The sequence below is a fragment of the Pseudobacteriovorax antillogorgiicola genome (assembly GCF_900177345.1).
In the GTDB taxonomy this organism is placed as follows: Bacteria; Bdellovibrionota_B; Oligoflexia; order Oligoflexales; family Oligoflexaceae; genus Pseudobacteriovorax; species Pseudobacteriovorax antillogorgiicola.
The window spans coordinates 31,836-53,396 of sequence record NZ_FWZT01000011.1 but is presented as its reverse complement, the minus strand read 5'-3'; the positions used below and the strand labels follow the sequence as shown (position 1 = coordinate 53,396).

The following is a 21,561-nucleotide window of genomic DNA, read 5'->3' as shown; positions in this document are numbered from 1 at the left end:
TCCAAACTTAAAACTAAAAGATTTTTGAGTAGCCTACTGAGGTAGGCTTGGAGGCACTAGGTCTTGTGATCTGGTTTGTGCTTCCCGATACTCTGCGGCGATTCTCATGAGATCATGCTTTTGGCGACTTCGATAGAATTTATAGCCTTTTTCGTCCTGCCGCTGTTGGATCTTAATTTGTTCTTCGCGAGGTAGCTGAACGATGTCTCGGCACTGATAGGAGCAGTAATTTCCAATATCGTCCTTACAGCTGCCGCATTGAATGAATAATAAGTTACATCCAGGATTCTGACAGTTTGTGTGGGTGTTGCAGGAGTTACCACATTGGTGGCAGTTTGAAATCACGTCGTCAGTTACCGATTCCCCAAGCCGATCATCAAAGACAAAATTTTTGCCGATGAAGTTGCTCTGCCTCTGCTCTTCATTGATCTGGCGGGCGTAGTCGATGATGCCACCATGAAGCTGGTTCACATCTTTGAAGCCCTTGTGCTTGAAATAGGCTGACGCCTTCTCACAACGGATGCCACCCGTGCAATAGAGGAGGATCTTCTTGTCTTCCTGACCATGCAAATATTCCTCTACCTCGGGAAGTGCTTCGCGAAAGGTTTGGGCCTTGGGCAAGTAAGCCTTCTTAAAGTGACCTACTTCGCACTCATAATGATTTCGCATATCCACGACGATAGTTTCGTCTTGCTCAAGGGCGTGATCGAACTCATCAGCACTCAAGTGACGACCGACATCGGTGACGTCAAACGTTTCGTCGTTAAGCCCGTCAGCGACAATTTTTTCCCGAACCTTGATGATGAGCTTCTTAAAAGGCAGAGCTGACTCTTCAAGTGCCACTTTAAACGGGACTTTAGGAAAAATACTGTGCACGTGATTTTGAAAATCTGCAAAATTTTCGTTTGGTACACTCAGCTGGGCGTTAATTCCTTCGCTGCTGACATAGATGCGGCCAATAATTCCTAGGGCCGACCAAGTGCTAAAAAGCTCTTCGCGGAGGCTATGAGGTTCCGAAATATTTTTGTATTGGTAGAACGAGATCGTTCTAAGATCCTGAAATGACATGACTAAATTTCCTTTCGACGGTCCAAACGTCAGTTAGAGCCCATGTTTATACCGGCTTCTCTGCCCCTGATCAAGGCCATTCTTGGTGAGTTTTCTGCTTTCAGATCCTCAGAACAGGGCGTTTTTCTAGATATGGGGTAAAACAACTAACCCATCGAAAACAGTGAAGAAAGATCTAATACTTGCACTTTCTTTAACCTGGGATGTCTAAGATTTTTCATATTCAGTCCGAAACCAGTCTGAGTCCCAGAAAGTTTTATTTTGAAGTGATCTCATGAATTTTGATTATGAAAAAATCAGGCGACAGCAAGACGATGGTGGGAGCCATTGGGCTTCCTATAGTGACTTGTTCATGGCACTCTCGTTTCTGTTTTTGCTTCTCTATGTGGTGGCAAGCTTTCGCACCGGAACAGTGAGTCATTCAGCAAAGCTAAAGCAGATTGATCTTGTTGAAGACCAAAGACGCTTGCAGGAGCAAATTCGGGTCTATGAAAGAATTTCAAAAAACTATGTCGATGAAGAAGCGACTAAGGCTGAAAAGCAGCTCTACGACGATGTCATTTCCCAGTTAGATCTTCTCGGAGATAAGAGCACTGAAAAACAAAGAGAGCTTAAGAAGCAACTGGCTGAAGAGATGCAGAAGACTGAAAAGCTAAATCGCTATCAGGAAACTATCAAGAACTTAATTACTGCTAATATGAACTCGACCAAAGATGTCAAGGTGCGGGAGAAAAAGCTATCCCAGCGTGTGAAGGAGCTAAACGAGTTAGAGTTTGCTCTCAGAAAGAAGCAACGTGAGCTTAATGTGACCGGTGAAGAACTAGATAAAACAGTGAGTAAGCTAAGAGAAACCAGCCGACGAGAGCAACAGACAAGAATCGCAGCAGCCCAGAAGGAAAAAGAACTCAAGACCCAAATTGAGTCGATTACAGAGGAAAGCAAGCAGAAGCTTGAGCAAGCGCGGCAAGAGCTGGAATCGCGGCAGATGGCTCTTCAAGAGAAAACTCAGCAACTTGAAGATGCGAAAGGCACTATAGCTGAACAGGCCCAGCGCAACCAGCAACTTATCAAACAAGTAGAAACAGCTCAGGCTCAAAGTCAGGCAAAGATCCAGCAGTTGGAGCAGGCTCACCAGTCCCTTCTTGAGGAAGAGAAGAAAAAGTACCAAGAAACACTAAAGAAAACTCAATTAACGGCCCAGGAAAAACTGCAGGCAGAAAGAGAATATCGCGCGAAGGTGGAAGCTGAGGCGCAAAAATTTAACTCAAAACTAAGTGGGCTTAAGGATGAGCTTCAGCAACGGGACCAGAAAATGACGGAGCTGAGGGACAAGCAGAGAAGCCTCGCATCGCAAAATGCGAATCTATCGAAAAGTCTGGCTTCAGCAAAAAATGAGCAAGGTAAGCTGAAAGAAGCTTTGCAAGAGAGGCAGGCTGAAGCTGTTGAAATGGCAAAGGCTCTCAAAGCTGCCGAAGCAAAGGCGAATCGTCGCAAGGAAGTAGCAAAAAAGATTGCGGAAAGCTTTCGGAACTCTGGGTTGGATGTCAGTGTTAATCCCGATAATGGCGATCTGATCTTGAACTTTGGCCAAGAATACTTTGATACTGGTAAATACTTTATCAAATCGGGAATGACAGAGGTCTTGAACCAGGCGGTTCCGATCTATGCAAAGTCCTTGTTTGAAGATACCTCGATCTCTAAGTTTATTAACTCAGTTGAGATTGTTGGATTTGCCTCTCCAACTTACAAAAATAGAGTTGTTGATCCAAATAGTTTGGATCCCCGAGATCGAACTGCGATCAACTACAATCTAGATTTGAGTTACAAGCGTGCTAGAGCGATCTTTAAGCATATCTTTAATACAAATAGAATGAATTTTGACTATCAGCAGAGACTTTTGCCTCTTGTTAAAGTCACGGGTAGAAGCTTCTTTACTCAAGAGATTCAAGGTGGTGTTGATAGCAATATGGATATGAAAAGCTTCTGTAAAAAATATGACTGTAAAAAATCACAGAATGTGATTATCAGGTTTAACTTGAAAGACTAAGGATGGACGAGACATGCAACAAGAACACCCGTTAGGATCGCTTTTTGATGCCATCGTGTTTCTGGCGAATAATCTAATCCCGATCATGATAGTCGGTTTTGGTTTGGCACTGATTTTCAGAACGCTCATCTACATCACCGTCCAGCGACAGAGCTGGTTCGTTCGAGAGCTAGAAAAAAGGGTCTATCGTGTCCTATCTCATCTGAGGCACGATGAGGAAGTATCATTTTTTACGATCCTTAAAGATACAATGCAGAAAACCTACCACGAAATCTTCGAGCTGCGTCGTAAGTATGGTCGTCGTCACCCCGATCAAATCATGACTTTAAATGACAGGATATTTATGGTTCAGGAAGGAACAGCGCGAATTATCCTAGATTTTTTGCGACAGGCACGCTACTTAGAGCCCCAGCATGATCACCCGAAGTTTCTCGAAATTACCAAAGCAGTTTTCGAACACAACCCAATCTTTGGGCGACTATTCGGTTATCTTCCTGTGAATCTCATCAATAGCTTTCTAAACATTTTACCAGGACTTTTCGTAATCGGAGGAATTTTTGGGACTTTCCTTGGTATCATGGAAGGCTTGCCAGCTCTCGGTGGTATGGATGTTACAGACTCGGTTGCGAGCAAGGCTGTGATGGATAACTTCTTGAGTAAAATATCCTTTGCCATGAATACCTCGATCGTTGGTATCTTGTTATCCGTCCTGATGACGGTAGCAAATACCTTGCTGTCTCCTGATAACATCTACTACTCAGTGATCAACCGCTTCACCAACACCATTGAAATCGTCTGGAACAAGGCTGCTCATAATGTTATTAGCCATCACGACGCTGCCTTCGTTGAAGCGAGAGATCGCCTCGATATGGAAGCTGGTGAAGCCCTTCGCTTTGTAGAGCAGTTCAAACGCGATCAATTCTTACTTAACAATGCTCGATTCTTCCCTGAGTACTTTCAGGATCACGACGAAGAGGGGGAGCAGGGGGAACACCCTGTTCACGCCGATGGCGATAACCCCGACGACGGGCACCAAGCCTCGTAGACTATTGACGAGCATCGGGGGAGTGTTTTCGTGCCGTTTTTTCCTTGCGGATTTTCTTGTCTCTAAGTGATTTCTAACGCCGATACAAAAGTATCTTCAGGTACAACTATTAAAGGGGGCAAACCCTATGATACTTATAGAAGTAAGGGTTCATGGGGTATCTATGTAGCAATAGATGGCGACGATTTCATTGCTTGCTATGGAAAGGAGTCTTCCTGAAAGTAGTTGTGGCTTGAGGTGTGCATGCTGCAAGCCCTTAGTTTGACTGAAGACCTATGAGGCTTGTACCTTAACCTGCTCATCCGCAGGCTTAATTTGTTTGTAGCGGGATCGAGCGGGAATTTGATTGAGGATACCATGTAATCCGATGGTAAAGGAATCAGTCTCATCTATATCGGACTCGTCGCGATGGTCATCATCCTGGAAGAGTCGTTTGATGTCCTTACCTTGTTTTTGGGCTTGTTCTAGCTTCTTTAGCAGTATAGCTGCCTTTTTACTAGTTTTCGAGCCTCGATATCCCATCGCCGCCTTTAGTGTTTTCTCAGCTTCCTCTTCCATACCAGATTTTAGATAAGCAAGGCTTAGATTGTAGTAAACAATTCCCTGGTATTCAGAAACACTTTCTGGAATCGAGCGGATAAGGGTTCGATAGATTTTAAATCCCGTATCAAACTCTTGATCTTTGATTTTCTTAACAGCTTGGCTATTGATAGCGGCGATAATATCAATGATGTTGCCCGCATTTTGAAGAAGTTCTTCAGCGTGCTCGTTATGACCCTCAAAAACGGCAATTTGGGTCTTTGCAGATATGAACTCAGGGTGCCCTGGATCTTGACTTTCAACTCCTTCCAATAGCTCCTTTGCTCGCTCTGGCTCCCCGTGTTGGTATAGCAATAAAGCCAGTCTAGTACTCACCTCGACATTGAGCGGTGAATCTTTGTGAGCAATCTCAAGAAGCTTGATTGCTGAGGATAGGTCTTGCAAGTGCTGGAAGCATGACGAAAGTAAAATCTTCTTATCTAGATTAGGCAGGATGTGACTGTCAGTTTCCTTAGCAGGGATTTTGATCCCTTTCATGAGTAGGTCTTTTGCCTTCTGGTAATCACGCCTCTGAAAGTGGTAGTAGCTTTCAATATAAAACTTTCGTTTTGGATCAATGGTTTTATCGCTTAGAAATTTACCCCTCAGAAACTGAATATAGGGATTATCTCCATCGCGAAGAAGTTGTTCAATCTTAATTTCTTGGGTTTTGGGTTCCGTCGGATTTCTGTGTTGCTCAATCACGTAAGTGAGGGCCATCAAAAAGTTATGCTGCCGGACTGGCTTCTTGATCAATTGTAAAACCCGCATATCTGTGATGAGCTGGTAGTCTCTGGCAGGTACCGATGAAATCAGAAGTAGAAAAGGAATTCTCGTTCCAAATTTCCCCCGCACTCGCTGCAAGAATTGTTCGCTGTTGAGATCTTTTGATTTACGGGTCCATTCGGTGATTATAATATCTGGACGAGGTCCGTGTTGCAACGCATTCCAAGCTTCTTGGAAATTCGGAAAGCGGAAGAATTTGGTGAGACCAATGCCTGCAAAGCCTTCGAGGATCTTACTATACTCGGTATCATCTGCCTCAATGACAAACGCAGAGTCGATATGGTTTTTGGCCGCCGTTGATGGGTTGGTCTGTGTCGCTTGAGGGTAGTTCTTGGTTAAGCGTTCAATGCCTTCGTAGGTATCTGGTGAATTAATCTGTTTAACCTTATCTAAAATTATCCGGCCTTGATGGAATTCCCCCGCGAGTAGGTAAGCTTCGGCAAGTTTAACCAAGGTTTCTGGCTTATTTGAAAATCGATGACATAGATCTAGTTCAAGATTTATCAATGATTCCCATGATTTTTGAATCGTTAGAGCCTTCCTGAAATAGATGGCGGTAAGGAGAGCCTCCTTCAGGTCGCTCTGTAAACAATGGTTTGCTCTGAGGAGAAATCGATCCAATTGGATTCGGAACGATTCATCCGAAACCAGAATGTCTTCGGCACCAAACCAAGACAATAGACCATTTCGAAATGCACTTTCAAGAATCTTTACATCTTTGTTATAGAGCAGCACGCTTACACGAGTTTGGGCACGGGAGTTGATAATCTTTTTGAGAACCCTAAGGATATCAATTTGCTTGCCTCGTTCCGGGGGAGTGATAAGCCACTGAGTCTTTTCCCAGCCTTTTTGAGAAATGAATTCTCCTAGGGATCCCTGAACCATCACATTTTTGTAACCTTTTAGTCTAAGATTTTTTAACAGAGTTTTACGGATCTGATCTTGATCGCTGATCACAGTTATCCGACAGCTTCTGTTTACGAGGTTTTGGAGTGGTAGCTGGGCCATGTATCCTCTATTCCTGCACCATAAAATCATCCTGGGAAGCCATCAGGCTAATGAGGTCCACCGAGTGTTCAGGTAGCATTTCAAGCCCGCATCGCCTCATCTTTTCGAGACTGTTTACAGGCCTAATGCTATTTCTGCCAACGTGAATGACACGGAAATGCAAAGGACCCATGTCTTCGCTAGCGACAAAGGAAAAGCTCAAAATTTCGCCGACTGAGGGGGCTGGGTCAATGAGGAGTCCGATGCCCCGGGAGCTAATGTCAATGGGCATTACGGAAAACGGAGAGCCTTGCTTATTGCTAAATTTACCGGGAAAATTTCCATAGGCCGCGTACCGATCCTCACGGCGCTCAGCTCGAAATAGATCTGTGATCTTTTGAATAATGCTAGCCATCATGCAAGCCCCATAATTTGCACTCTGTAAGTTATCGGTAGTTCTATTCGTGTCTCATTAGGCAAAACTTGTCTGGCTGATTACGGAGTAATCAAATGGTCTTGACAAGGACTAGTACAGACTGCTTAACCCGTATTAATTCTACGCCGATTAGATCTCACAGTTGGCATCAAGGGATTATCGAGGTAAACATGGGGCGTCACTACTTATTACTCCTGGTATTAATTTGGCCTCAATTGGCAAATTCTGTGGAGTTAGAGCCGGGAATTGAAACCTACAATCTTGGTCCCGAGGCTGAGTTTCTGAGGGATGAAAGCCGAAATCTAGAGTTTACGGATGTTGTGACCCCAGAGCTTCAGACTAAGTTTCAGGCTCTATCGAAGGATACCGCGAACTTTGGCTTCAATACGTCCGCATTTTGGTTCAAGTTGCCTGTTAAAAGCAACTATACCAGGCCAACAGAATGGGTTCTGGCAGTCGAATATAGCCTTCTCGACTATGTTGACCTCTACTACTTGGATGACGACGGGACAGTCGTCAGCAAACTGGGTGGAGATCGAAGGTCGTTTGATAATAGGGATGTCAAGCACCGGTATACATACTTCAAGTTACGTTTCTCTCCTTCTGAAGGTCGGGATCTATACCTGAGAGTCCAGACTGAGGGTTCGGCAGAGATTCCACTTAAGCTAATGTCAGCTTACCAGTATGCGGCTCAGGATCATGAAAGCCAATTTGGGCAAGGTATTTTTGTTGGTTTGATGCTGATCATGGGTATGTATTACCTAATTATCGGCATCGGCGCAAAGAATCGCGAGTATCTATTTTACGCATTTTATGTTTTTGCGCTCGCAGCCTTCAAGATGACAATGAATGGTGTAACTATGGAGTACGTTTGGGGTGACTCCATCTGGTTTACCAATGCAGCTTCAGCGCTAACCACGCCTTTGGTTTTCTTTGCCGCAGGCCTGTATACTTATGTCTTCCTAGACATAAGAAAATATCGCTATTGGAACTATGCCTTCATCGTATCCCTGGCAATTCTAGGTTCTTGTGCGGCACTAAGTCTAGTCTTGCCCTACAAGTTCATCAAAGTTTACACGCTACTTGGTCTTCTTTTTGACATTGTTCTGGTGGCATCAAGTGCCTATTGCTACAGAAAAGGCTTCAAACCTGCTAAGTATTTTATGATATCTTGGTTTGCCTTGATCGCTGCCTCGGTGGTTTACGGGCTACAAAAGTTTGGTGTCCTTCCGGTCACATTCCTGTCCGTCTATAGCGTCGAGCTATCAGCGGCGTTCCAAGCACTTACTCTTGCTGTGGGGCAGACAGCAAAAATTAACGAAATCAATCGCAAGATCCGTCATGCGCAGAAGGAGGCCCTAGAAGCTCAGATTGAAACAAATCGTGTGACTGAGATGATGAAGACGAAACTTGAGAGTCTAGTCGCAGAGCGCACAGCCGATCTATGGGCAAAAAATCAAGAGATTAAGGTCATGATGGACTCCATCAAACAAGGTATTTGTACCGTTGACGACGATCTAAAGGTCAAGGGTCACTACAGCGGTTTTATGGAGACTATTCTGGGCTCGGAGTCTTTAGAAGGTAAATCACTCATGAGGATCGTGTTTGAGCCATCTCAGCTAAAGGCTGATGAACTCAGCCTCCTACAAACTAGTGTCAAAGCGATGATCGGTGAAGACATACTGAATTTCGAAGCGAATCAACATGTTCTCCCTAGTTCTGTGGAAACAAAAATAAAGGATACAAAAGTCATCTTGGAATTCGACTGGGCACCGGTAGCGAATCAAAACGACGAAGTCGGCAAGCTCCTCGTCTCGATACGGGACGTTACCGAACTGTATGCTGCTCGGGAGGAGGCCAGGAGCAAGGAAGAGGAATTGGCTAAGATTGGCAAGATTCTCAAACTAAATGGTTCAAAATTCACAGGTTACATAAAATCTTGTTTCACTTTAATTAATGACTCTAGATTTCATCTCAATTCATCAAATCCTGCTGATCACTGGACAACGGTTTTACGTAATATTCATACAATTAAGGGTAACTCTAGAACCTACGGATTCGACGAGATTACTGAAACGGTACATCGATTGGAAGACTACTTGTTTTCAGTTCCAAAAAACCAAATCTCACAAGAAGTGGTATTAAATGCATTGCAAGGACTTGGTGAGGTGGTCGATGTTCTTAACGAATACCGGGAGATTAATGACCACACCTTGGAAAGATCCGAAGCTATTGAGGCGGAAAATACCCTTTTGCGCGTGACAGACTTCCTCAAAGAATTGGCTGATGGTGGTCATCTAAGAGAATTTTACCACAGGCGAGAGGTAACTAAACTATTTGATAGGCTTAATTACTTAACCAATGATACCTTCCAGAAGGCCTTGCGGCCATTGATGGACTCGATGCCATCCTTAGCTGAGCAGTTGGGTAAACCTTGTCCTGAGGTCGTCTTTGAAGGGGAAGACTTCTTTATTAGCAAGGAAGGTGCTGAGAAGTATGAAGATATGTTCGTACATCTGATTCGAAACAGTATGGACCATGGATTTCAGGCTGAAAAACGGGGTAGGATCTTTATCCATATTGAGAAGAAGGGCGATAGAAGGTTGATCAAGTATCGAGACTCTGGCAAGGGTCTCAACCTACAGAAGCTTCGCATAAAAGCCAACGAGAGTGGTGTAGATATCGATTTGAATGACGATCAGCAAGTAGCTGAGCAAATCTTCGAGTCTGGGGTTAGCTGCTCGGAAATGGTAACTGACATTTCAGGACGAGGAGTCGGGATGGAAGCAGTTAAGTCCTTCGTATACGAGCTAGGTGGACAGGTTGATGTGGAGTTAGGTCCTGAGCTGGAAAATGGCTTCAGAGCTTTTAGTCTGATTTTTGATGTTCCCGCACCAGATATTCTTAAGATTCATGCTTCCGTAGGATGATAGGCAAAGGCGGGCACGATCTAAGCCCTCGCTAGATTTCAACTAGGAGAGGGCTTCATGAGACAATTTAATTTTTAGAACGAATCTATGCCGCAGCAAACTTCTCAAGTACTTTATCAATAGTACTCAATAGTCGATTTGGCTCAAATGGTTTAACAAACCATACGATCACGCCAGCTTCTTTGCCAGTAGCTTTTAGCTCTTTTGACGATTCTGTTGTTAGCATTCCGACTGGAACGCTACCATAGCGATCGATCTCTTTGATCTTCCGAATCATGGTAATGCCGTCTAGGCCGGGCATGTTGTAGTCGCTGATAATCAGCTGAACACCCTCAGCTTCTTCAGCCTTTTTCACGCCGTCAGTTCCATCGACAGCTTCGACTACCTCATGACCAGCTCCCTCAAGAACTTCCCGCAGTTCAGTCCTTAGGGTTTCAGAGTCGTCAGCGATTAAGATCTTAGCCATAGTTGATTCTCCATCAATCGACAGTTGTTAACGGAACGTCGAAAACAAAGGTCGTACCCTTGTTGATTTCCGATTTAATATATAGTTTGGTACAGCCCAATGCTTTCACCGCGTCGTTCACAGAGTCAAGGCCGATACCCCGACCACTGATCGTGTCGGCCTCTTTTTTTGTTGAGAAGCCAGGTAAAAGCATTAACTCTAGTATATCCTCATCGGTTTTGAGTTTGCTAGCCTGTTGCTGGGTAATGATCTCTTTTTCAATGGCGATTTTGAGGATTTTATCTTTGTCGATTCCGCGACCATCGTCAGAAACCTCAATGTGAACATGCTTTTCTCTCATATCTGCATGGAATATTATTGTACCGGTTTCGCCCTTCCCCATTTTTTTTCGTTCTGCTGGGGCTTCGACCCCGTGATCAATTGAATTATTTAGTAGATGTAAGAATATTTCTGAGAAAGTCAAAATTTCATTTTGAATGACTTGAACGCCGTCCCAATCGAATCTTAAGTCAATCTTCTTTTCTAAAGATGAGGCAGTAACATTGAGCTGCTTTTCTAGTTTGGGTTCGAGTGTGGCCAGTTCTACTTCTTCAGCAAACTGGCCTCCACCGAGCTTTTCAAGAATTTTGTCGGCATGACGACGGCCTTCGTCGTCTAGGTTAGTACGAAGTTCCTTGAGTTCGTGCAGGACTTCCATGTAGTCGACTTGCTTGATCTGTAGCCCGTGTTGTCTCCCAGAAAGTGCGAAACATAGGGATCTAAGCTCGTGCCACTCAGTTTTTAGAGAGCCAATGGTATCTGTAAGCCACTGCCGATCAACGTTCTCGTCAGAGATCGATGCGAGTAGCTTATCTTCGCAGGCATGAACATGGTGCTCCAGGTCACTAAAGCCGGCAGTTCTAGCGATGCCTTTGATCCCATGAAGGGTTCTTGCGACCTTTTCGGGCTCATAATCCTCACATTCTTTGCTGAGCCTCGGGAATAGGAGGTCGAAGTCAGAGAAGGTGACTTCCAAAAGTGATCCTGAGCAATTCTGAATTTCAAGGATCTTCTTGATCTTATTGTTTTCGATTTCTCTTTGAAGTTCGAGTGCACGTCGAGCTTCTACGACTTCAGTTCGATCTTCGAGAACGATCATGAGCTTTTCAATCTTGTTCTCGTGAACGATAGGGTGATAGGTAATTCCCAACCAGCAAGTTTTCACACCATCCGGAGTCTCGCGGGTGAACCGAACTTCTTTTGGAAAATGAAGCTTAGCCATGTCGAACCACAGAGTGTCACCACCTATGCAATCAACAACTTGCCCTGCACCAGTTTTCTCGATGCTATCGAGGGAATCCCACATAGGCTTGAAGAGTACCTCATCGAGGGGCATATCTGCGAGTTTATCCTGGCCAAGCAGATACTCAGTAAACAGTGAGTATGGCCATTCAATATTTCCTTGAGAGTCTACAGTAAAAATACCAAGGGGAATGGCAGAGAAGATTTGAGAAAGCTTCTTCTCGAACTCCTTGATCTTCGAAATATCCTTGCCAAGAACCTTGATTAACGGTCCTCGTCGCTCACTGATTTGGGTAAATAGACTGACGGTCCAAAGGTGCTCCACTTGATGGGAGTCTTTGTTGATAATCGGTAGCTCAAACTGTTGCTGCTTCAAATTGCGGTCTTTAAGGAGTGATGATATCCTCGATTTCATGATATTTCGAGTTTCTACATGAAATACGTCAAAAAGGTTTCTATTTAGGATATCCTCAGTATCAACACCCATTAGTCGAGCAGCCGCGAGGTTGCCTTTTAGAATTCGTCCGTCTAGGGACATGATGACTAGTAGGTCCGGCAACTGATCGAGAATATGTTCGGATGACGATTTACACTTTTCTAAAACTGTGATGATCTCGTGGCTTGCTCGTAGTCCTTCAGCAGCAATAATCTCAGCTTTTGCCTGTTCGTTTTGTGGATCCAATTTATAGGCGTTGCTCATAGGAAAACTCCTTCGTCGTCGTCTTCATCTACTTCCTCGTAGGAAAAACCATTAAAGTCCGACCACTGTAGTACCTCAGTAACGGAGGAGCAAATAACATCACCCTCCTCCTGACCCCATGTTAGTCGCCAAACATCGTTGATCTTGCCGTGGTCAAGCTTGTCAGAAAAAACAGCTTCATCAAAACCTCTCGTTACTAATGGAATCGAAAGTCCAGTGATAATTTTTGAGTTATTGAAGGTTGTCTTAAGCGCACCAGCCATGAGGTTGCACTGTTCTTTCATAAAGTCCATGGAAATACGTTCGAGCTTGTCTTTATCAGTCTCATTTTTCACCTTATTGCCAAGCATGATTTTGGCCGTTCGATTGCTAAAGTGAAGTTTAAGTGTGACACGCACAGACGATCCGGATATAAGGATGAATGCCATCCAGTGTCCGTAGACGAAGTCGTCTGTATTCTCTACTTCTACAATTCTCGATTCCTCTAAACGCGCGGATTTAGTCAATGTCGAGAGCACTTTGCCCCTGATCATTGTCCTGAGGTTTTCGACAGTTCGCTCACGGTCTTCAGAGGTGGTGATATCTGTTGCTTCACTCATAAACCGGTTTCCTCGCTAAACAACGAAATTTGACCAATTACGAGATGCTATCGGCAGGTCATATCAAACATTGAGCAAAAACCGATGGTACGATGTAAGCTATTCCGCTGATTTTCTTTCTGGGGAATCCAATAAGATAGCCTCTTGTCAGATACTATCTCGTTCAGGAGGCAGTTAAGCTCAGAAGAGAGCCCTTCTTTCCGGGAAATAGCAATATTCTGACGATTTCTTCCCGGTCACTGAGAGTTACGTTTTCAATTCTTAAACCAATGCGGTAAAATTGACCATCATGTCTTTGCCAACGGACTTGGGCTTCGACCAGATTTAAGTCATTTGCAACGAGTTCTTGAATGATCGATTCTTCATTGCTTACGAAGCAAAATTTGAAAAAAGATCCAGTTGTTTTCGGTTGATTTCCTACCACTTCCAAGCCATCAACCGATAAATTGCTGATTGAAAATGAGTCATCAGTTTGGAGGTCTTTGATTTCGAACTGGCTATGTTCGCAGGGCCAGCGCTTTGTTTCTCGTCGATTAAGACTATCTTTGACACAAGTGATGACCTTTTTGTTTAGGTTCGTGTCTGGTGAGACCGCATTATACTCATAAAAGGTTAAGAGGTTAGCGTGGTGGGGGAACTTCTCCTTGAGTTTGTGAAGATGCTGGAGTTTCACACCATGCTGCGCTAATGCTCGGAGTAGTTTTTCATTTAGGATAATTCCATTGATCCCACAAAGATCGGTGGACTGGTCTATCAAGGGAAAATCATCCGTAACAAGCGATTGAAAGCTTTGCTCAACGTCTCGATGAATATGGTAGTAGCCAGTATTCAGACCGATTCTTAAGAGAATGAGTGGGGCTTCTGTATCATGACCAGCGATTTCCTGAGCCAAGTAATTTTGAACATACTGTGCCCATTTAAATGCCGCATGGGTGTGCTCTAAAGGGTCTTGTGTAGTGCTAGCGTCCCAGCCAAAAAATGTGTAGAAGGTGGTGCTAATATCACCAGAATATAAGCCTCCATGGCGATTGCAAGAGTCTCGAAGAATTGCCTGAATCTGGGCCAAACGATCGAATACGGCTTCTATAGGATAACGATGAGAAATCTGACCCAACTCTATGACCTTGACGCAAGCAAGGGTCCCCCTTCCGCTATAATTAAATTTCATCAGCTCTCTCCGGATTTTAGTAATCCTCTACATTTCTGGCTTTCGGTCGTATTTTTCATAACTTAAGTCGAATTGAAACATTACCTTTTGTAAAAGGAAAAATGCTCCTTTTAGTAGTGCTTAAATGTTATCAAATTGGTCGCAAAAAAAGCAGTTGTTACCATATCTTAGGCGAGAGGCTAAAAAGGTTTTTAGGGGAGCGGATAACGCCTCCGATACCTATTCTACGTGCGATAAAAGGCAACTCGAAAAGTAGGGAGCTAACGTGTCTATCAGAAACCGTTTCAAAGTGCATAAAGCCGATCACACGCTATTTCTCCATGGGGTAATAAGCGATACGACGAACTTTAAGGTCATCGACGAGATGGTGGACGGGACCAATGAGTTCGATTGTTCGAACCTGATGAGTGCTAGTTGGAACGGTGTTATCCGGCTTGACAAGTATCTTAGAGAGCTAGACTCCCAGGTGACACTCACAAATATTCCTAATCATATTTTCAACTATCTTAGGCTAATGCCCGAGGTGAATAGAAACTACAAGCTGGACCAAGTTGAGCTAAACGTTGTTCAAGTCGATTGTCCGACACTTCGGACGAAAAATGTGTTTCTCTCAACTCAAGACCTCCAGCTCATCTCTAACGAGACTAGTCGTGCCTTTCTTCGCGTCAGTTCAAATGAAGAGATTATTGGTCGCGACAACTTTATTTGTCCAGATAAATTTGGGCAGTCCGCGACAGCCGCAGGGCCTGAAAAAGCAAAATGGTACCGTGAAAACTTGGATGAGTATAACTTCTGGTTTGACTACTGCAACTTCGCAAACACGACTGGCTTTCTCGCACTTGACCTTGTCGAATCCCTAAGCTTGACCCTCGCCAACCTTCTGAAGGAAATTGAGTTGGGCGTGCGTAGTTCTGAGGAAGCTGTCTCTTTGGTTTCTCACTGTGATAATGCTCATACTTCCGATGGTATCGATGCAATTGTGGATGAGGTGCAAAAATCCTGCGCTCAATTATCTGAGGCTATGAAGAGTGCGACAGAAAATAGTCAAAAAACTCTGCTAGAGATGCAGTTGTTAGCAGATAAAGAGGACTTTTCCGACAGATTCCCTCTTTATCAACTGATTCAAGATTTCACACAAACAACCCTGTCTCTGAAGCCAATGCTGCCTCATGTAGAGGAAATTGGTGCGAATACAGGATCTAAAATATCAAAGCTATCGATCGTAAGCACCCTCAAAACTAGGCTTGAGAAGGTCGAAGACGAGAAAGTTACTGGTGAGCTTCTAGCTCAAATCAGAGATATCTTGGAAATCATGGACCCCCTATCAGAGGATAGCTGGGAAGAAACCAAAGTAGAATTTTTGAGTCAGATCGAAAGTATAGATTCTGCCATCAGCGACGCCGTGATCTTGCTCCAGGGCTTTGACCTTCTGCGCCAAATCTTAGAACATCGATTTGCAGAAGCTGAAACGATTCAGGGCTACCTCGATCGCCAGTCGCAGGACTGGGCAGCGATCCAAATAGATGTTTTCAAGTTAGTAAACAAGTCCCTTGTAACAGATCAAGAAAAATATTCTTGCGAGTTCTTTATCCCTGATGCAGCAGAAAATGAATCAGAAAAGCACGCCCCCGGAGATGTGCTCTTGTTCTAATTTGTCAGCTCTATTGAAACGAGTCAACTTTGAAAATCCCAAGGAGGATTCAGTTTTATTTGAGCTGGATTGTTATGGGATTTTTACTTTAAGAATATTTTTCTTGGCTTCTGCTCATTCCTTACTGACTGAAATGAATTAGAAAATCTTACACTATTAGTATAACTAATATTCCCCTTAAAATTTCTCTTATGTTTGCCGAAAAGATTAGAAGATGCAATGGTTTGGGTGATCGTCATGAAGAAGGTTGCTAGTCTATCTATATTTCTCGTGGTTTGCCTATTTGGAATGGGTTTTTTCCAAATAATTGGTACGACGGGTAACGTCCTCCAGCTTTCCGCTAAGCTACGGAATGAATCTATTCAGACCAGTTACCAGGACTACGGCAGGTACCAAACGCTTCTTACCGAAGCCTATCAGAGGGCTCTTTTCTACGAAGAAGAAATTCAAAAGAAGAACCTGTCCATGGGCATGGTGGTAAATCATGATGACCACTATAATAGGATCTTGGCAGAGTGCGATAGCTTGCTGTTTTCCAGCCTACGATATGTTGCCCTGAAGAAAATGGGTCTTCATGGCGAAGCAAACGACGCATGGCAAGCGATTCTCAAGGCCAATGATCATGGAAAGTGGCATCGGCATCCTAAATGCAAACGTCGGTGGACATCCCGTGATATGATTGTCGGTCTCCTTGCAGCCTTAAGCCAAAGACCAGAGGACTCTCGGCTCTATCTTCAGGATCTCATGAGCTATGTGGATAAGACTGGCGGCTATATTGGAAGCGGCCCATTTTACGTTTCAAAGCTGAGTCCAGGTCTTGCTGAAATTATAAGGCATTTGGCCCGTCGCGAGGGAATTGCTGATAGTGCCTTACCACCAGACATCAAATACGGATTTTCAACCATTGAGTTTGATACCTTCACTGCAGGTCGTGGTTACACCTCTCACCTGAACGCACTAGTGATTTGGTTAGAAATGGAGCTGAGGGCTAAGAAGAGCCTCAACAAGGTTCGGTCTGTGACAGAGCTGTTGGATCAGCTTCTTAACCCCTTTAAAAGTCACTCGATCGAGGATCAGAGACTCATGTGGGTTTCTCATAAGCTAGTTGACCTTGATGAACGGAATCTCTTCTTCCGTTGGCTCCAGCTGCGGAGCGCCGGGGCACTGACCGAAAAATCAAAGGCACAGATGCTTGAAGAGCTGCTTTCGATGGATCAATTCCCCGCTGATCGGTTGCCACAAAACTGCGATCGAAAAGCGGACTATCTTTGGCAAAGGGATTCGATCGAATACACTCCTCACTCCGGCGAATGTACAGAGACGTTTAGTGGCGTCGACTTTCTTTGGATGGTAAGTCTCTTAACCCCTGAGTAAGACTCGAAGGGTTCACTAAGCTTAGCTTAAGCGACGCTTAGATTCTTATAGTTAATCATTTCATTATTAAGTTCGGATATTTGCTCGAGTAAGGCAAGAATTTCGTTTTCTAGCTTGGCTTTTTTCTCTTGGTCTTTGGTTCGAACTAATTGGTAACAGGCCATATGGACTTTAAAGTTTAGCATAGAGACTTTGGTGATACTCTCTTGAGTCTTGCGAAACGATAGGGCGTTTTTTACCTGATGAAGCAATAGCTGGCGAGTGATTGGTTTTTCGATGAAGTTGAAGGCACCAAGCTCGATAAAGCTGATAATATCCTCTCGTTCCGCAGCACCCGATATAAAAATAACTGGTATATCAGGCTCTATTTCTCGCAGCTTACCAATAAACTGTAGGCCGTCCATCTGGGGCATGCGAAGGTCAGATAGAACTAGGTCTGGTTTGTTTCCAGATTTAAAGAAGTCTAATCCTTCCTGGCCGTTGCCAGCAGTGATGATCTCCAGATTTATTTCTTCCAGATACATTTGGATCAATTCTCTAATATCAGGCTCGTCGTCGACAACAAGAACTCGACCAATGGCTGTGCTCTTGATCGGAGTTGGAACGATAATTTGTGGAGCAGCAAAGCTTTCGTTTTCGCTTGAATCCTCATCATCGTCAAACATTCCAAATGCTTGTGAGGGCTTTTGGACCTCACTGACTGGTGCAGAGCTGGACTCAGAGAGGAATGATTTTAGCTCCGTCTCCAGGGCCTCTGCTTTAGGGTTGAAGTAGTCGATATCATCCTGAAGATCACTAATCCAGTCTGATAGGATGTCGTTTGATTGGATGAGAGTGTTACACAGCTCAGGAGTGACATTGATTTCCCGCGATTTCAAGGCCGACAGGATGTTTTCGAGTTTGTGAGTAAAGTTGCCGAGCTGGTCAAATCCCGCGGTAAACCCGGATCCCTTAAGGGTGTGGAACAAGCGAAAAATATTGTCAATCACCGTCAGGTCTGAGTGGTTGCGTTCGAAGTCAAGAAATGCCTCCTCGGCTTGTTCAACCAGTTCTCGGGCTTCAAGGAGAAATTCTCTCTTAATTTCGATTTCAAAATCCATGATAGTCCTTTTTCCAGCGACAGTAAGAGATCGGTAGATTATTAGGGCAGTTTAATACCTAATCGTGATTCTGACGAAAGAGGACAATTGTCAAAGATAGTGACACTGCTATTTGAAACTCGATTCGCGAAATGAAAATAAATGCTGTAATATTAGAATGTTATTCCTCCGACAGGAACGATACATAGGCCTCTGATTTGCAATCGGAAAGAGGGAGGAAAATCATGTCGATCAAACGAAAAATATGGCCTTTCTTGTCACTATTAACGATCTCTTGTATGGAGTCATCTCCAAGCCTTCTCAATAATATTTATCGAGAAGACCAAAGTGGGCTTCCTAGCGGGAACGAACGTCGGCATGATGCGGATCAGAGTGAATTGTCTTGGACAGTTCGCAATGGTAGCTGTTCAGCGACGCTACTCAACCCACAATACTTATTAACAGCTGCTCATTGTAGACCCGCAGTCGGCGAACTCTATACCTCCGGGCTCGCTGTAGGAGCAGGTGAAGAGAACGATATCGAGGTCGACGAAGTTCTGGAATTGAATCAGGATCTCGATTACACCATCGCTAGGATTCGATGGCCAGCTGGAGGCCCTCGCGAAGGGCAACAATACCCCGCGTATGTTGCAACCACAGTTTCAGATCTATGGATCGACGATCGCTCGAATCAGGGTGACTTGATTTTCACTGTCGGTTTTCCAGACGACAAGCGCTCTGTATGGAAGGCCACCTATGCCCAGGGGCGCGCGAAGCGCCTTGCAGAAGGCTCACTTTACTACAATATTGGAGTCATCAACGGCAACTCTGGTGGAGGTATTATTAAGGCAGAGAATCAAATGCTGATCGCAGTTGTTAAGGGTGGTCCAAGTAAATTTGGAACCAGTGATTGGGATCGATCAAGCAAAGATCAGTCGCAAGCTTGGAATTTTGGGACCCCGGCGTGGTTGATATACGAGGCATCTCCTCTGTTGAGAAGCCTTTTTCCCGATGGAAAAAATAGATCCTATGAACAGGAATTCAAGGCCAGGTCAAAGATCTACGTCGCTGTTGATGAAGATGGAAGTGATGGCTTCTATCTAATGGCTTCAGCGTCCCTTGAAACCCAAGGTTTAAGGGCATGCTCTGGCCCGGATTGCGATCGAGTTTTGGCGTTTGAAGCTATCGATGGTCCGGCAGGTCGAACCTTCTTTAGGTCTAAGCAAAGGCTTGTTGGCAGCAGTTTTGATTTGACTCTGCAAGCTTTCAATCAAGGGGGAGAGAAAATTGGAGAGCGCCGCATAGGAGTGCAAAAATGAAGCTATTACTTTACTTCATCTTCGGAGCCAGTGTCTTAATGAGCTGTAAGATTGCAGATAATCACCAAGTCGAGGCCGATTTGAACCTAATCCAGAGCTTGGATTCTTGGAGCGGATTCTCTGATGTTCAAGGCAAAATATGGACTATCTCAGATTAGAAGTGTCTTAGAAAATTATTTAATATTAGTGCTTTATATCAATCGCTAGGGTTAGGCAGGTCTTCCCAGCCTATGTAAAGCGAGACACATGGAACTATTGCCAATAAAATCATTTATTTAGCCCTCAATCCCCTCGATATCAATCTTCGGATGGTTTTTTCCTCGAACATAGGTCTACGTTTAAGTAGCCGATAATACCATACTTTGTAGATGGCATATGTTGTGCAAACTAGCTGACACGAGAAGAGTATGAGTGTTAGCTTTTGTCTTGTTCTACAAGACGGGAAACAGAGAGACCCAAGATGGAGTCTCTCTTTTTTCTTTTCCTCTTAAAAATATATGAAGGTCTTACTTGACTTCGCGAATGCCAGGAAGGTGTTCTTTGATGTGGCGGTTAAGCTCGTTTTTACACTCAAGACTCAGCTTTCCTGAGTTCATCATGAGACAAACCTTATAGTTTTTTTGAGAGGTTTTATCCTCGGGACACTCTTTGTCAACGATTGCATCACAAGTTTTCTTTACAGCCTTGAAACTATCCTGAAGCTTTTGCCAACCTTTACGGGATGCCTCTAGCTGCTCCTTACAGGCTTTATCTTTTATTTTTTCAAATTGTTCTTGTAGGCAGTTTGTCTTTGTTTCGTTAGCAAAGGCAGAACCTTCGCCACATAAGCTCTTTTTATCCGATTCGCATTTGCTGTAGCTTTCACCATGTCCATGGTGCTTGTCTCCGTAGCCACTAGTGTAAAGACCGAGTGCAATTAAGAAAAATACCCGAATCATCGGTTCCTCCGTGGTGTTGGGTTATTGTCAAGACCATGAATCCACTCTGAGAATTGCTATAAGTTGGCCCCTGATCATCTGCTAATCGGTCGATTTTTGAAAACCATTTAGCTGAACCATTGCTCCCGTAGATAGGTCTGAGTTAATTTTAGTTGTATACTATTTACTATAGGATGAGAATGACGATCAGAAAAGAGTGAATTCGTATGACTCTAAAGGGCCTCACGTTGGTGTGGATCGCGATAACCTCATGGTTATCAATCGAATACCTAGCTGCCAATGGCTATTTTCGATTCACTGGTCTGATGCTCGATATACAATGCTTCCTATTTGATTCTTGTCGACGTTTCGATCCTCGACCTGGTAAGCCAGTGAGCTACTTTCTTGGTTGGCTCGGTTTTGGGGTGATGGCTCTAACAAATCTTTATATTATTCGCAAACGGGTCCACTCCTTACAGAAGCTTGGTAACTTGCAAGCTTGGCTTGATTGGCATATCTTCTTTGGCTTAATGGGCCCCACTCTGATTGTCTTCCACTGCAATTTTAAGGTTGGTGGGCTTGTTGCCATCAGTTTCTGGAGCATGGTCGTGAGCTTTGTGAGTGGTATTATTGGACGGTATTTTTACATCCAACTGCTGCAGCGAAAGACCGGTCTTCGCTCTACACTGGACGCTTTCGAACAAGGGTTTCATAACTACGTGCGAATCTCTAGTCGTGGCATCGGCGAGCAGGATATGGAGCGAGCGAAGGCCATTGCTTTATACCAGGCTACGGGCGGTGTTATGGGCGAATCTCTAAGACAGATGGGCTTGGTTGAATTTATTTTTCGCTCGTTTTCGGGGGACATTAACCTCATGTTCAGGCTTCCAGCAACACCGTGGGGGGGAAGTCGGCCGATACGAAAAAAATTACGGGACTGGGCATTCATCAAAAGGCGTCTAATCTTTATGCACTACTATCAGCTTCTCTTCGGATATTGGCGAACCTTTCATACTCCCTTTGCGATATTTATGTATGTTGTCGCTATCATTCACATCGTTTCCTCTCTGATATTTAAAGTAAATTAGTTGTTGCGCCGAAACACAGAGCGAAAACTAAAGTTTAGTGA

At 44.2% G+C, this 21,561-nt stretch carries 17 protein-coding genes; 8 read left to right on the top strand and 9 right to left on the bottom strand.

The annotated features are described in order from the left end of the window. Positions 1–33: 33 nt before the first annotated feature. A complete protein-coding gene (gene trhO / locus B9N89_RS15285; RefSeq protein ID WP_132320203.1) occupies positions 34–1,068 on the bottom strand; it encodes an oxygen-dependent tRNA uridine(34) hydroxylase TrhO in 1,035 nt (344 codons plus the stop codon). A 274-nt stretch (positions 1,069–1,342) separates the two neighbouring features. Between trhO and B9N89_RS15280 the strand changes: the two genes are divergently transcribed. Both B9N89_RS15280 and B9N89_RS15275 read left to right on the top strand, forming a co-directional pair. Continuing rightward, on the top strand, positions 1,343–3,115 hold the full coding sequence (locus tag B9N89_RS15280; protein WP_132320205.1) for a coiled-coil domain-containing protein: 1,773 nt from the start codon (positions 1,343–1,345) through the stop codon (positions 3,113–3,115). A 13-nt stretch (positions 3,116–3,128) separates the two neighbouring features. Next, positions 3,129–4,160, top strand: coding sequence for a hypothetical protein (locus B9N89_RS15275; RefSeq protein WP_132320207.1), 1,032 nt, complete (start codon positions 3,129–3,131; stop codon positions 4,158–4,160). Between the two features lie 273 nt (positions 4,161–4,433). Here B9N89_RS15275 and B9N89_RS15270 read toward each other — a convergent pair whose 3' ends face one another. Both B9N89_RS15270 and B9N89_RS15265 read right to left on the bottom strand, forming a co-directional pair. Further along, positions 4,434–6,533, bottom strand: a complete 2,100-nt coding sequence (locus tag B9N89_RS15270) for a tetratricopeptide repeat protein (RefSeq protein WP_159455396.1) — start codon at positions 6,531–6,533, stop codon at positions 4,434–4,436. 7 nt (positions 6,534–6,540) lie between these two features. Next, entirely contained in the window at positions 6,541–6,930 is a 390-nt protein-coding gene (locus tag B9N89_RS15265) for a PilZ domain-containing protein (protein ID WP_132320211.1), read from the bottom strand. A gap of 188 nt (positions 6,931–7,118) precedes the next feature. On the opposite strand from B9N89_RS15265, the gene B9N89_RS15260 reads away from it, so the two are divergent. After that, a complete protein-coding gene (locus B9N89_RS15260) occupies positions 7,119–9,878 on the top strand; it encodes a 7TM diverse intracellular signaling domain-containing protein (protein ID WP_159455395.1) in 2,760 nt (919 codons plus the stop codon). A gap of 85 nt (positions 9,879–9,963) precedes the next feature. Here B9N89_RS15260 and B9N89_RS15255 read toward each other — a convergent pair whose 3' ends face one another. The 4 genes from B9N89_RS15255 to B9N89_RS15240 all read right to left on the bottom strand — a co-directional run bounded on the left by B9N89_RS15255 (position 9,964) and on the right by B9N89_RS15240 (position 14,092). After that, a complete protein-coding gene (locus B9N89_RS15255; protein ID WP_132320215.1) occupies positions 9,964–10,344 on the bottom strand; it encodes a response regulator in 381 nt (126 codons plus the stop codon). A 13-nt stretch (positions 10,345–10,357) separates the two neighbouring features. Beyond that, entirely contained in the window at positions 10,358–12,325 is a 1,968-nt protein-coding gene (locus tag B9N89_RS15250; RefSeq protein WP_132320217.1) for an ATP-binding protein, read from the bottom strand. Beyond that, positions 12,322–12,924 (bottom strand): chemotaxis protein CheX, encoded by a 603-nt coding sequence (locus B9N89_RS15245; protein ID WP_132320219.1) that lies wholly within the window; start codon positions 12,922–12,924, stop codon positions 12,322–12,324. Before B9N89_RS15245 ends, B9N89_RS15250 begins: the two co-directional genes overlap by 4 nt. Before the next feature lie 163 nt (positions 12,925–13,087). Continuing rightward, positions 13,088–14,092, bottom strand: coding sequence for a PilZ domain-containing protein (locus B9N89_RS15240; RefSeq protein ID WP_132320221.1), 1,005 nt, complete (start codon positions 14,090–14,092; stop codon positions 13,088–13,090). A 265-nt stretch (positions 14,093–14,357) separates the two neighbouring features. Between B9N89_RS15240 and B9N89_RS15235 the strand changes: the two genes are divergently transcribed. Both B9N89_RS15235 and B9N89_RS15230 read left to right on the top strand, forming a co-directional pair. After that, the gene (locus tag B9N89_RS15235; RefSeq protein ID WP_132320223.1) at positions 14,358–15,743 is read left to right on the top strand and encodes a hypothetical protein; all 1,386 of its coding nucleotides are present in this window, start codon (positions 14,358–14,360) and stop codon (positions 15,741–15,743) included. 195 nt (positions 15,744–15,938) lie between these two features. Next, on the top strand, positions 15,939–17,117 hold the full coding sequence (locus B9N89_RS15230; protein WP_159455394.1) for a hypothetical protein: 1,179 nt from the start codon (positions 15,939–15,941) through the stop codon (positions 17,115–17,117). 26 nt (positions 17,118–17,143) lie between these two features. Here the strand turns inward: B9N89_RS15230 and B9N89_RS15225 are convergent, their stop codons facing one another. Beyond that, a complete protein-coding gene (locus B9N89_RS15225; RefSeq protein WP_132320227.1) occupies positions 17,144–18,217 on the bottom strand; it encodes a response regulator in 1,074 nt (357 codons plus the stop codon). A 224-nt stretch (positions 18,218–18,441) separates the two neighbouring features. Here B9N89_RS15225 and B9N89_RS15220 point away from each other — a divergent pair, with 224 nt between their 5' ends. Together B9N89_RS15220 and B9N89_RS31375 are read left to right on the top strand one after the other, a co-directional pair. Then, positions 18,442–19,515: a trypsin-like serine peptidase gene (locus tag B9N89_RS15220; protein ID WP_132320229.1), complete on the top strand. Its 1,074-nt coding sequence runs from the start codon at positions 18,442–18,444 to the stop codon at positions 19,513–19,515. Continuing rightward, complete coding sequence (locus tag B9N89_RS31375) at positions 19,512–19,673, top strand: hypothetical protein (RefSeq protein WP_159455393.1); 162 nt, start codon at positions 19,512–19,514, stop codon at positions 19,671–19,673. Before B9N89_RS15220 ends, B9N89_RS31375 begins: the two co-directional genes overlap by 4 nt. Before the next feature lie 348 nt (positions 19,674–20,021). Here B9N89_RS31375 and B9N89_RS15215 read toward each other — a convergent pair whose 3' ends face one another. After that, entirely contained in the window at positions 20,022–20,453 is a 432-nt protein-coding gene (locus B9N89_RS15215; RefSeq protein WP_132320231.1) for a hypothetical protein, read from the bottom strand. 206 nt (positions 20,454–20,659) lie between these two features. On the opposite strand from B9N89_RS15215, the gene B9N89_RS15210 reads away from it, so the two are divergent. Next, on the top strand, positions 20,660–21,520 hold the full coding sequence (locus B9N89_RS15210) for a hypothetical protein (RefSeq protein WP_132320233.1): 861 nt from the start codon (positions 20,660–20,662) through the stop codon (positions 21,518–21,520). Positions 21,521–21,561 lie beyond the last annotated feature (41 nt).

What these genes read in the sequence shown, in the direction of transcription:
- trhO (WP_132320203.1), bottom strand. Translation starts at nt 1,068, where the DNA reads ATGTCATTTCAGGATCTTAGAACGATCTCGTTCTACCAATACAAAAAT.
- B9N89_RS15280 (WP_132320205.1), top strand. Translation starts at nt 1,343, where the DNA reads ATGAATTTTGATTATGAAAAAATCAGGCGACAGCAAGACGATGGTGGG.
- B9N89_RS15275 (WP_132320207.1), top strand. Translation starts at nt 3,129, where the DNA reads ATGCAACAAGAACACCCGTTAGGATCGCTTTTTGATGCCATCGTGTTT.
- B9N89_RS15270 (WP_159455396.1), bottom strand. Translation starts at nt 6,533, where the DNA reads ATGGCCCAGCTACCACTCCAAAACCTCGTAAACAGAAGCTGTCGGATA.
- B9N89_RS15265 (WP_132320211.1), bottom strand. Translation starts at nt 6,930, where the DNA reads ATGATGGCTAGCATTATTCAAAAGATCACAGATCTATTTCGAGCTGAG.
- B9N89_RS15260 (WP_159455395.1), top strand. Translation starts at nt 7,119, where the DNA reads ATGGGGCGTCACTACTTATTACTCCTGGTATTAATTTGGCCTCAATTG.
- B9N89_RS15255 (WP_132320215.1), bottom strand. Translation starts at nt 10,344, where the DNA reads ATGGCTAAGATCTTAATCGCTGACGACTCTGAAACCCTAAGGACTGAA.
- B9N89_RS15250 (WP_132320217.1), bottom strand. Translation starts at nt 12,325, where the DNA reads ATGAGCAACGCCTATAAATTGGATCCACAAAACGAACAGGCAAAAGCT.
- B9N89_RS15245 (WP_132320219.1), bottom strand. Translation starts at nt 12,924, where the DNA reads ATGAGTGAAGCAACAGATATCACCACCTCTGAAGACCGTGAGCGAACT.
- B9N89_RS15240 (WP_132320221.1), bottom strand. Translation starts at nt 14,092, where the DNA reads ATGAAATTTAATTATAGCGGAAGGGGGACCCTTGCTTGCGTCAAGGTC.
- B9N89_RS15225 (WP_132320227.1), bottom strand. Translation starts at nt 18,217, where the DNA reads ATGGATTTTGAAATCGAAATTAAGAGAGAATTTCTCCTTGAAGCCCGA.
- B9N89_RS15220 (WP_132320229.1), top strand. Translation starts at nt 18,442, where the DNA reads ATGTCGATCAAACGAAAAATATGGCCTTTCTTGTCACTATTAACGATC.
- B9N89_RS31375 (WP_159455393.1), top strand. Translation starts at nt 19,512, where the DNA reads ATGAAGCTATTACTTTACTTCATCTTCGGAGCCAGTGTCTTAATGAGC.
- B9N89_RS15215 (WP_132320231.1), bottom strand. Translation starts at nt 20,453, where the DNA reads ATGATTCGGGTATTTTTCTTAATTGCACTCGGTCTTTACACTAGTGGC.
- B9N89_RS15210 (WP_132320233.1), top strand. Translation starts at nt 20,660, where the DNA reads ATGACTCTAAAGGGCCTCACGTTGGTGTGGATCGCGATAACCTCATGG.